A 9,514-nucleotide genomic window follows, 5' to 3' on the forward strand; every position below is an offset into this window, starting at 1 on the left:
GGTGGCTCCGCCACATGACCCGCCACCCCGCACGCCGATCGCACGCACCGAACGCCGCTCCTTCTTCCACGGAGATCCATCAGAAGGGCCCTAGCCCTTGCTGACAGCTGTCAGGATCTCCGGGAGGTGGGCCGCCGTGCGCGGTGCTGCCAGGCGCAGCCCGCCCCAGGTGATCGTCGTCCCGTAGGCCGCGCCCACCGGTAGCAGGAGCCAGGTCCAGGCGTCGCCCCCGGCGGTCACGTTCAGCGTGATGGTCAGGGCGATGACGGGGGCGCAGAGCAGGGCCGCCGAGACCATGCCGCCGAAGATCGCGATCCAGGCCAGGCCGGTCTGGCCCGCGGCGACGTTGCGGTGGCCCTCCTGCGGGATGGAGTACGGGAAGCGGGCCGAGGTCCAGGCGCCGGTGGCCAGCATCGCGCCGAGCAGGGCGAAGGAGAGGCCGAGCACTTCGGGCAGCCGGCCCCAGTCGCCCAGTACCGCCGTGGTCAGGACGGTCACCAGCGTCGCGTACGGCAGGGTGATCAGCAGCAGGGCCAGGGCCCGGCCGCGCAGCTCGGCGTAGGCGTCGCGGGCGGACGAGATGGTCAGCGCCACCATCCAGAACGCGGAGGTGTCCTGCCCGAACTGGTTGTACATCTGGATCCCGAGCATCCCGGCCGCGAAGCACGCGAAGTAGATCGACCCGGTGCCCTGCACGGCGTTGAAGACGGGCACGATCAGACCGATGGCCAGCGAGGTCACCCAGGCCGCCTTGGTCTTCGGGTCGCGCCAGACGTAGCGCAGGCTGCGCGCCATGACGGTGCCGGTGCGTCCGGCCGGGAGCAGGGCGCCCAGGCCGCCGCCCGCTGAGGTGCGGCCCCTGGAGTCCGCCGCCCGGTCGGGGGCCTGGAGCGTGGAACCGTCGGGTGCGGTCATCAGCCGGGTCAGGGTCCGCGCCCACACCCCGATGAGCAGCGCCAGCGCGGCGGCGGACAGGGCGAGTTGCAGCACCGCCGTGCCGTACGCCCCCTCGCTCGCCGAGTGCACGGCCCCGATCGCCGACGCGGGCGGCAGCCACCGCACCACGTCGGACACCGGCGCGAGCTCCCCGAGCCCGGCCGCACCCAGGCTCCGGGCCGCGAAGTTGACCAGCTGCGCCCCGATCGCGATGACGAGGCCGCTCAGTACGGCCAGGTCCCGTCCCTTGCGGCTGCTGAGCAGCCGTACGTTGGCGGCGGCGATCACCCGTGCGAGCGCCACGCAGACCAGCAGCGTGAGGGCGACGCCGACGACCGCGACGCCGTATCCGGCCGCCCCGTGCGCCACCGACACCGCGCAGCCCACCAGCAGCACCAGCGTGAACAGCGGTCCGATGCCGACCAGGGAGGCGGCGAGCAGGGCCCGGACCAGCGGGCGGGGCCGCAGCGGCAGCATCACCAGGCGGGTCGGGTCCAGGGTCTCGTCGCCGCTCGGGAAGAACAGCGGCATGAACGCCCAGCCGAGTGCCAGTACGACGGCGCCCAGCACGGCGACCGCGTCCACGTGCGGCTGCCCGCGCAGCATGACCAGCCCCAGCAGTTGCACCACCGCGAACAGCAGCGCGACGACCGCCGACGCGACGAACGCGGCCCGCCGGCCGCCGGACTGCCGCAGTCCGTTCCGCAGCAGCGACAGCTTCAGCCGTACGACGGTGGAGGTCATGTCCGTCATCGGGTCCCGCCGCCCAGCCAGTCCAGGTCCGAGGCGGTGTCCCGGCCGTTCGCGCCGACGAGTTCGAGGAACGCGGCCTGAAGCGTGGGGTGTTCCCCGCGCACCTCGGCGAGCGTTCCCGTCGCGCGGATCCGGCCCGCCGCCAGCACCGCGACCCAGTCGCACAGCGACTCGACGAGTTCCATGACGTGGGAGGAGAAGACGACGGTCGCCCCGGAGCCGGTGTAGCGCTCCAGCACGCCTCGGATGATCTGCGCGGACACCGGGTCCACGCCCTCGAACGGCTCGTCCAGGAAGAGCACTTCGGGGTTGTGCAGGAGGGCGGCCGCGAGACCGATCTTCTTGCGCATGCCGGTCGAGTAGTCGACGACGAGTTTGTGCTGGGCCCCGGCGAGGTCGAGCACGTCCAGGAGCTGGGTGGCCCGCTTGTCGACCTCGGCGCCGGGCAGGCCGCGCAACCGTCCCGAGTAGCCGAGCAGTTCGCGTCCGGAGAGCCGCTCGAAGAGCCGCAGGCCCTCGGGGAGGACGCCGATGCGGGCCTTCACGGCGACCGGGTCCCGCCAGACGTCGTGCCCGACCACCTCGACGCTGCCCTGGTCCGGCCGGAGCAGCCCGGTCACCATGGAGAGGGTGGTGGTCTTCCCGGCACCGTTGGGCCCGACGAGCCCGACGAACTTACCGGCGGGCAGCGACAGGTCGATCCCGCCGACGGCGACCTGCTGCCCGAACCGCTTCCAGAGCCCACGAACCCGCACGGCATCGCTCATACGCCAACCCTATGGGCACCAGCGAGCTTTTGAGGAGGCGGCTGTGCAGCGCGCCCCGTCAGGGGCGCTGGGGGTGCCCCCGGCCGAAGGCTGGGGGAGGAACTGCGCGAGCAACCACGACGCACCCGCAGCCGCACGATCACAGCACCCGGCACCCCACTGGGCGCTACCGATCCCTCTCCCGCCCGCACGCATAAGCCAGCGCCGAGATCAACTCCTCCACGTCCGGCAGCCACCGGTTCGCCGCAGTCGGCCGACAGGCCCACTGCACCGCCCCCCGCGACCCGTACCGCGTCGGCGGGGCGGGGACATACGTGCCCTCCCCGAGCGCCGTGAGGTCCAGCGACGCCGGCGACCAGCCCAGCTTCCGCACCAGCTCCGGCAACTTCACCGACGCCCCGGGCAGTACGAAGAACTGCATCCGGCGATCAGGGGTCAACGTCACCGGCCCCAGCGTCAGCTCCATCCGCTCCATGCGCGCCAGCGCCAGGAACCCGGCCGTCTCCGGCACGGACAGCGCGTCGAAGGTACGCCCCGTGGGCAGCAGGATCGACGCCGTCGGCTGCTTCTGCCACATCCGGCGCGCGACCGTCGCACTACCGGTCGCCTGCGTCGCCCAGTCCGGACGCGCCGCGTGCGCGCCGGGCGCCGCGCACGCGACCGCCCCGCAGGAGCAGCGCTGCACCCCCTCGGCCGCTTCCAGCCAGGTGCCGGGGAAGACGTCCCAGTGACGCTCCTCGGCGTAGCGTACGGCGGTCTCCAGCAGCGATTCCCCCCGCTGCTTCGGAATCTGAGCGGCTTCGGTGCCGACGATCGTCTCTTCCACGCTCAACACAACTCCCGCATCCACCTGGAGTTACGGGCGTTACGCGCGCGGGGGAGGAGCATCTTTTCCGCAATCGGGGCGCATGGATGCATGTGTGGGGGCGCGCAGGAGGAACCGGGGCGTGAGCGGGTAGTCACCTGTGGGGGGTGGGCGGCGGTCGTCCCCGCAGTTCCGCCGCGTTTACCCGGCAATCCTCGCATGTCCCGCATTTTCGGTATGTCCGCTGGGCAGTGATCGCAAAGGCCGGATCTTTTCCCTACAGGGAGTTCGCAGGGGGTACGCCATGGCCGCAAGGCCGCTTGTCGCGCGGCAGCCGAACGAACGGTTGCAGGCGCTCATCCAGGAGGCGGGGTGCTCGAACGCCGGGCTCGCCCGCCGGGTCAACATGTGCGGCGCCGAGCACGGGCTCGACCTGCGGTACGACAAGACGTCCGTGGCGCGCTGGCTGCGCGGCCAGCAGCCGCGGGGCCGGGCGCCCGCGATCATCGCCGAGGCGCTGGGCCGCAAGCTGGGCCGTACGGTCACGATCGACGAGATCGGCATGGCCAACGGCAAGAACCTCGCGTCGGGCGTCGGTCTCCAGTTCTCGCCGACCGTGCTGGGGGCCATCGAGCAGGTCTGCGAGCTGTGGCGCAGTGACGTCGGGCGCCGGGACTTCCTGTCCGGTTCCTCGGTGGCCGCGTCCGCGCTGGTGGAGCCGAGCCGGGACTGGCTGATCTCGGCACCGGACGCGCAGGTGGCGCGGCAGGCGGGACCGCGGGTCGGGCAGTCAGACGTCGCGGCCGTGCAGGCGATGACGCAGGCGCTGACCGACCTGGACCACCAGTTCGGCAGCGGGCACGTGCGCCCGGTCGTCGTGCACTACCTCAACAGCGTCGTGTCCGGGCTGCTGGCCGGCTCCTACCGGGAGCCGGTCGGGCGGGAGTTGTTCGCCGCGGTGGCCCGGCTCACCGAACTGGCCGGGTACATGGCCGTGGACACCGGCCAACCGGGTCTCGCCCAGCGGTACTACATCCAGTCGCTGCGGCTCGCGCAGGCCGCCGGGGACCGTGGCTACGGCGGCTATGTGCTCGCCGCCTCCATGAGCCACCTCGCCGCGCAGCTCGGAAACCCCCGGGAGATCGCCCAGTTGGCGCGGGCGGCGCAGGAAGGGGCGCGCGGTCGGGTGACCCCGCGCGCGGAGGCGATGTTCCACGCGGCCGAGGCCCGCGGGCACGCGCTGCTCGGCGACGCGCGGGCCGCGCAGCTGGCGTCCGGGCGGGCGGTGTCCGCGTTGGAGGCGGCCGATCCGTCCTCCGGTGACGACCCGGCGTGGATCGCGCACTTCGACGAGGCCTACCTGGCCGACGAGTTGGCGCACTGCCACCGTGACCTCGGACAGGCCGAGGCGGCGGCGCGGTGCGCCCGGCAGTCGCTGGACGGGCACCCGCCGACCCGGGCGCGGCGCCGCGCCATCGGCTATGTGCTCCTCGCCACAGCGCAGGTGCAGCAGCGCGAGATCGAGCAGGCCTGTGCGACCGGGACGAAGGCGGTCGAACTGCTGGAGACGGTCCGGTCCAACCGGGGCGCCGAATACCTGGAGGACTTCCAGCAGCGACTGGAGCCGTTCCGGGACGAACCGGTGGTAAGGGAGTTCGGCGCCCGCCTGGATCTGCAGGCGGCCGCATGAATTCATGCCCCGCGCCCGCGTGAACGTGTGGGAAACCACACGTTGCCGCTCAAGAGACGGCATATACAGCGCGGCGCGGGGCGGTTTCGTCACTCCTGTCACTGGGAACAAGATCGCGCCTTTGGCTGCGTGGCACCTGGTGGAGGGGACCCGGTAGCGTGAGCCGACGATTCACAAGGTCCCCCATTAGTAGGAGTCCCGGTGACGCAGAGTGGACAGGGCGAGCCCGCGCGCGAAGGCATCGTGCTGCCCTCCGACGGCGGCGAGCCCTTGCTGCCGGGCATGACGGGCGGTTCCGCCCGCCCGGTCCAGCCGCCCGCCGCGCCCCCGGCGCCGGCCGCCGCGCCCACCGAGGGCCAGGAGTGGGGGCAGCCGTGGGGGCCCGGCCACCACCAGGGCGCGCCCCGGCCCCAGCAGGACTGGCCGCAGGCGGCGGGCCAGGAGTGGAACACCCCGGGCCGCCCGCCCGCCTGGGACGACCGGTCCCAGGCCGCCCCCACCTCGGGCGCCGGCCCGCTCCCGCCGGAGGGGGCGCCGTACGGCGGCTACGAGCAGTCGTACGGCGGCTACGGCGCACACCCCCAGCAGCAGCCGTCCTACGGCGGCGCCCCGCTGCCCCCGGCCGCGGGCCAGGCCCCCTACGGCGCCCCGCTGCCGCCCGCCGACGAGGGCGCGACCCAGTACATACCGCCGGTGCCGGCCGCGCCGGCGGACGAGGGCGCGACCCAGTTCATACCCCCGGTGCCGGCCGCGCCGGCGGACGAGGGCGCCACGCAGTACCTACCGCCGGTGGCGGCGGGCCCCGAGGGAGCCACCCAGCTGATCCCGCCGGTCGGCCCCGGCGCGCTGCCGCCGGAGAACCCGCACGAGCGGACCGCCTTCCTCGGCCGGAGCGCACCCGCGGCGCACTCCGACGCCGATGCCACGCAGTTCATCGCGCCCTACCCGGCCGGTGGCCCCCAGGGCGCGCAGGGCGCCGACCGTCAGCCGCCCGCCGAGTTCGACAACCTCTTCCGCAGCGGGCCGGGCGGCGAGCCCCCCGCCGCGTCCACCGCCCAGCTGCCCCGTTTCCAGCAGCAGCCCCAGCCCGGTTACGCCCCGCCCCAGCCCCCGCCGTCGTACGACCGCTACGACGACGCCGGTGACGGCGGCGGCCGGGGTGGCCGGAGCCGGTCGAAGGTGCCCCTGATCGCGGGGATCGGGGTCGGCATCGTGGTCCTCGGGGTCGGCGCCGGTGCCCTGCTCAGCGGGGGCGGCGGCGGTTCGGCCGGCGGCGACAAGACGGTCGCGGCGTCCTCGTCGGCCGGTGCGGACTCCTCGGGGACCGCGGCCGACCCCGCGAAGGCGCAGGCCGTCGCCCTGGACAAGCTGCTCGCGGACAGCGGCAGCAGCCGGGCCAGCGTGATCAGCGCCGTCGCCAGTGTGAAGCAGTGCCAGAACCTCGACGGCTCCGCCTCCGACCTGCGCGACGCGGCCAGGCAGCGCACCGAGCTGATCACCCGGCTGTCGAAGCTGTCCGTCGACAAGCTGGCGAACAACGCGGAGCTGACCGCCTCGCTCACCAAGGCCTGGCAGGCCTCAGCGAACGCCGACAACCACTACGCGGCCTGGGCCGACCAGGTGGGCGGCAAGCACGGCTGCCACAAGGGCCAGGCCCGCGGCACCGGCCAGGCCGCGGCCGGCAACCGCGAGAGCGGCACCGCCAGCTCCCAGAAGGCGAAGGCGGCCGCGCTGTGGAACACCATCGCGAGCAAGTACGGGCTGACCCAGCGGCAGCCGACCCAGCTGTGACCCGGGGGCCGGTCAGCTGAGGTCGGCGTTCTCCAGGATCCGCGTCATGTCGAGGGCGGTCCGGTTGGCCGACTGCAGCAGGCCGCCCCTGACCGTCTGGACGTTGACGTCGGCGTTGGCCAGCCGGGAGAAGCCGGCGGCGGCCAGCTTCCCCTGGTAGGGCCAGGTCAGGGTCGGGGTGAGGCCGCCGGTGGACACCTTCAGGCCGTTGTTGAGGGCGCGGCGCACGCTGTCGGCGGTCACCTCGCCGCCGCCGGCCTTCGCCAGGGCGGCGGCGAGCACCTTGAAGGCGATCCAGGTGGTCTGCACCCCGGCGTCGGCCGGGTCGATCCGGTTGTCGCCGAAGGCCTCCTTGCTGATGACCTTCTTCATCTCGTCCCAGTGCGGGTCCGAGGCGACCGGGTACCAGCCGGTGATGTACGACCCCTCGTACGGGCCGGACGCCCCGCCGGTGGAGTTGACGACCGTCTGGTCGACGCTGCCGATCTCGGCGGCCGTCCTCACCTTCGGGTAGTCCTGGCGGGCGCGCTGGAAGCTGTCCATGAAGGTGGCCGTGCGGCCCCCGAGCTCGGGCACCACACAGCCCGTCTTCGCCGCTTCCGAGGACGCGCTCTCCAGCGCCTGCTTCGACTGCTCGTCGTACGCGGTGAGGTCCTCGGCCGCGAGCTGGTCGATCGCCTTGCCGTGGCCGCCCGCCCGCAGGCCCGAGTCGAGCAGCTGGGGCAGCTGGTCGCCGGCGATGCTGTCGGGGCGGACCAGGGTGACCGGACCGCAGGACGCGGCCAGCGCCTCCCCGAGCCCGGCCAGCAGGGTGAGCTGCCCGCCGTTGACGGGGTAGGAGACAGGGCTGGTGAACTCCTCGTTCGAGGCCCCGTAGCCGCCTATGTAGGGGATGGCCGCGCCTTCCAGCGGGGGGAAGTAGGAGTCGCCGAACTGGCTGTAGGAGCCGACCACCGCGACCACGTTCTCGTCGACCGCGCGCTGGGCGCAGTTCGCGGCGCCCACGCTGGTGTTGTGGTCGTTGCAGGTGAGCAGCTTGAGCTGGTGGCCGCCGACGCCGCCCTGGGAGTTGAGCCAGCGCACGACGGCCGACGCCATGGCGGGCATACCGGGTTTGTTGGTGGCGCCGGTCTCCTGCGGCGCCCAGGTCATCACCTTGATCGCGTCGTCCGCCGGGCCGGCGAACCCGGGGACGGTCCCGCAACCGGCGGCGAGCGACGCACAGGCCGCCATGGCCACCGCGGACAGGACGGTGGCTCTGCGGGGCCGGTGGGTCGAAGGAGGAAAGGTGCTGCGCTTGTGCCGACTGCCGGTCATGTTCACGCACGATTCCCCCACATCGAGAACCCGGGAGTGACCATCGGGCAACGAAGGGTGACCTACAGGTGAATTAAGGGGGTGGGTGAAGGGCTTGTGACGAGGAACGTACGATCGATGACCGTGCAAGGTTCGGAGAACTCTTCCCGTCGCGGCCGTCGCTCCTCCACCATGGGCGACATGCCACTCAATGACATGCCGTGGTGGCGCTGGCGCAGCAATGTGCGTTCCGCGCTGCACATGCTCTCCGACCCGGACTTCCAGCGGAACGTCTGGCTGGCCGGCCAGGACGGGTACGGCGATGTGACCGACGCGGTCTACCGGCTGGTCGAGGACACCTGGCTGGACAACTGGTCCGCCGAGAAATACGTCGGGACCATATTCAGGGACTCGCAGGAGGCGGCGCTCGTCGACACCGCCGTGCTGCGGGTGCTGCGGATCATGCACCAGGTGGGGCCGGACGCGCCGGTCTCCGCCTACCTCGACCACCAGGGATGGCCGGACGCGGTCCGGGCGGCCCGGGACGCGCACCTGCGCCTCGCGGCGAGCGACGGCGACGACCCGGACGCACCGCCGCGGAGCCTCGAAGTGCTGCGGATCATGACGCGGGCGGCGTAGGCCCAGGCGGCGGCCGGTGTCCCGGGGGCGGACCCGGCGGTCCGCGTGGCGGACACCCGGTGTCGGGTGCGGCGGGGCATGAGATTCTGTGGTGCATGACCGATCAGCCCACCCGAGCCCAGGCCGCCCCGGCCGACCAGTACGTCCTCACCCTCTCCTGCCCCGACAAGCAGGGCATCGTGCACGCCGTGTCGAGCTACCTGTTCATGACCGGCTGCAACATCGAGGACAGCCAGCAGTTCGGGGACCACGACACCGGTCTGTTCTTCATGCGCGTGCACTTCTCGGCCGAGGCACCGGTGACGGTCGACAAGCTGCGGGCGAGCTTCGCGGCGATCGGCGACTCCTTCCACATGGAGTGGCAGATCAACCGGGCCGACGAGCGGATGCGCGTCGTCCTCATGGTCAGCAAGTTCGGGCACTGCCTGAACGACCTGCTCTTCCGCGCCCGGACCGGCGCGCTGCCGGTCGACATCGCCGCGGTGGTGTCCAACCACACGGACTTCCAGGAACTGGTGGAGTCCTACCACGTCCCCTTCCACCACATCCCGGTGACGAAGGAGACCAAGGGCGACGCCGAGGCGCGGCTGCTCGACCTGGTCCGTGAGCAGGACGTCGAGCTGGTCGTGCTGGCCCGTTACATGCAGGTCCTCTCGGACGACCTGTGCAAGCAGCTGAGCGGCCGGATCATCAACATCCACCACTCGTTCCTGCCGAGCTTCAAGGCGACCGCGCCGCTCGCCACCGCGGCCACGACGGCATCCTCGACTTCGACCCGGCCAGCGCCGCGCAGGCCGCCAGGAAGGCGCCGGCCGCGGGCTTGGAGACGCCGAGTTC

8 protein-coding genes are annotated in these 9,514 nt (G+C 72.6%); 4 read left to right on the plus strand and 4 right to left on the minus strand.

Features of this window, described 5'->3' with window-relative positions:
* Positions 1-90: 90 nt before the first annotated feature.
* From AB0958_RS43040 to AB0958_RS43050, 3 genes are all read right to left on the minus strand, one after another.
* The gene (locus tag AB0958_RS43040; RefSeq protein ID WP_366895945.1) at positions 91-1,689 is read right to left on the minus strand and encodes a transporter; all 1,599 of its coding nucleotides are present in this window, start codon (positions 1,687-1,689) and stop codon (positions 91-93) included.
* Positions 1,686-2,456, minus strand: coding sequence for an ABC transporter ATP-binding protein (locus AB0958_RS43045; protein WP_366895946.1), 771 nt, complete (start codon positions 2,454-2,456; stop codon positions 1,686-1,688). The genes AB0958_RS43040 and AB0958_RS43045 overlap by 4 nt, the downstream gene beginning before the upstream one ends.
* A 166-nt stretch (positions 2,457-2,622) precedes the next feature.
* Positions 2,623-3,291, minus strand: coding sequence for a bifunctional DNA primase/polymerase (locus tag AB0958_RS43050; RefSeq protein WP_366895947.1), 669 nt, complete (start codon positions 3,289-3,291; stop codon positions 2,623-2,625).
* A gap of 274 nt (positions 3,292-3,565) precedes the next feature.
* Between AB0958_RS43050 and AB0958_RS43055 the strand changes: the two genes are divergently transcribed.
* Positions 3,566-4,951 (plus strand): transcriptional regulator, encoded by a 1,386-nt coding sequence (locus AB0958_RS43055; protein ID WP_366895948.1) that lies wholly within the window; start codon positions 3,566-3,568, stop codon positions 4,949-4,951.
* Between the two features lie 201 nt (positions 4,952-5,152).
* The gene (locus AB0958_RS43060) at positions 5,153-6,742 is read left to right on the plus strand and encodes a hypothetical protein (RefSeq protein WP_366895949.1); all 1,590 of its coding nucleotides are present in this window, start codon (positions 5,153-5,155) and stop codon (positions 6,740-6,742) included.
* A gap of 12 nt (positions 6,743-6,754) precedes the next feature.
* On the opposite strand, the gene AB0958_RS43065 is transcribed toward AB0958_RS43060, so the two are convergent.
* A complete protein-coding gene (locus tag AB0958_RS43065) occupies positions 6,755-8,059 on the minus strand; it encodes an ABC transporter substrate-binding protein (protein WP_366895950.1) in 1,305 nt (434 codons plus the stop codon).
* Between the two features lie 117 nt (positions 8,060-8,176).
* Between AB0958_RS43065 and AB0958_RS43070 the strand changes: the two genes are divergently transcribed.
* Both AB0958_RS43070 and AB0958_RS43075 read left to right on the plus strand, forming a co-directional pair.
* Positions 8,177-8,677 carry a hypothetical protein gene (locus AB0958_RS43070; RefSeq protein ID WP_132891631.1) on the plus strand — a complete coding sequence of 167 codons (501 nt, stop codon included), beginning with the start codon at positions 8,177-8,179 and terminating at the stop codon, positions 8,675-8,677.
* A gap of 95 nt (positions 8,678-8,772) precedes the next feature.
* On the plus strand, positions 8,773-9,514 hold a 742-nt coding region (locus AB0958_RS43075; RefSeq protein WP_366895951.1), incomplete at its 3' end, for a formyltetrahydrofolate deformylase.

Source organism: Streptomyces sp. NPDC006655 (assembly GCF_040703965.1).
Classification (GTDB): Bacteria; Actinomycetota; Actinomycetes; order Streptomycetales; family Streptomycetaceae; genus Streptomyces.

Coding starts and splice junctions, on each gene's coding strand:
- AB0958_RS43070 (WP_132891631.1), top strand. CDS start 8,177: ATGACCGTGCAAGGTTCGGAGAACTCTTCCCGTCGCGGCCGTCGCTCC.
- AB0958_RS43045 (WP_366895946.1), bottom strand. CDS start 2,456: ATGAGCGATGCCGTGCGGGTTCGTGGGCTCTGGAAGCGGTTCGGGCAG.
- AB0958_RS43065 (WP_366895950.1), bottom strand. CDS start 8,059: ATGACCGGCAGTCGGCACAAGCGCAGCACCTTTCCTCCTTCGACCCAC.
- AB0958_RS43055 (WP_366895948.1), top strand. CDS start 3,566: ATGGCCGCAAGGCCGCTTGTCGCGCGGCAGCCGAACGAACGGTTGCAG.
- AB0958_RS43040 (WP_366895945.1), bottom strand. CDS start 1,689: ATGACGGACATGACCTCCACCGTCGTACGGCTGAAGCTGTCGCTGCTG.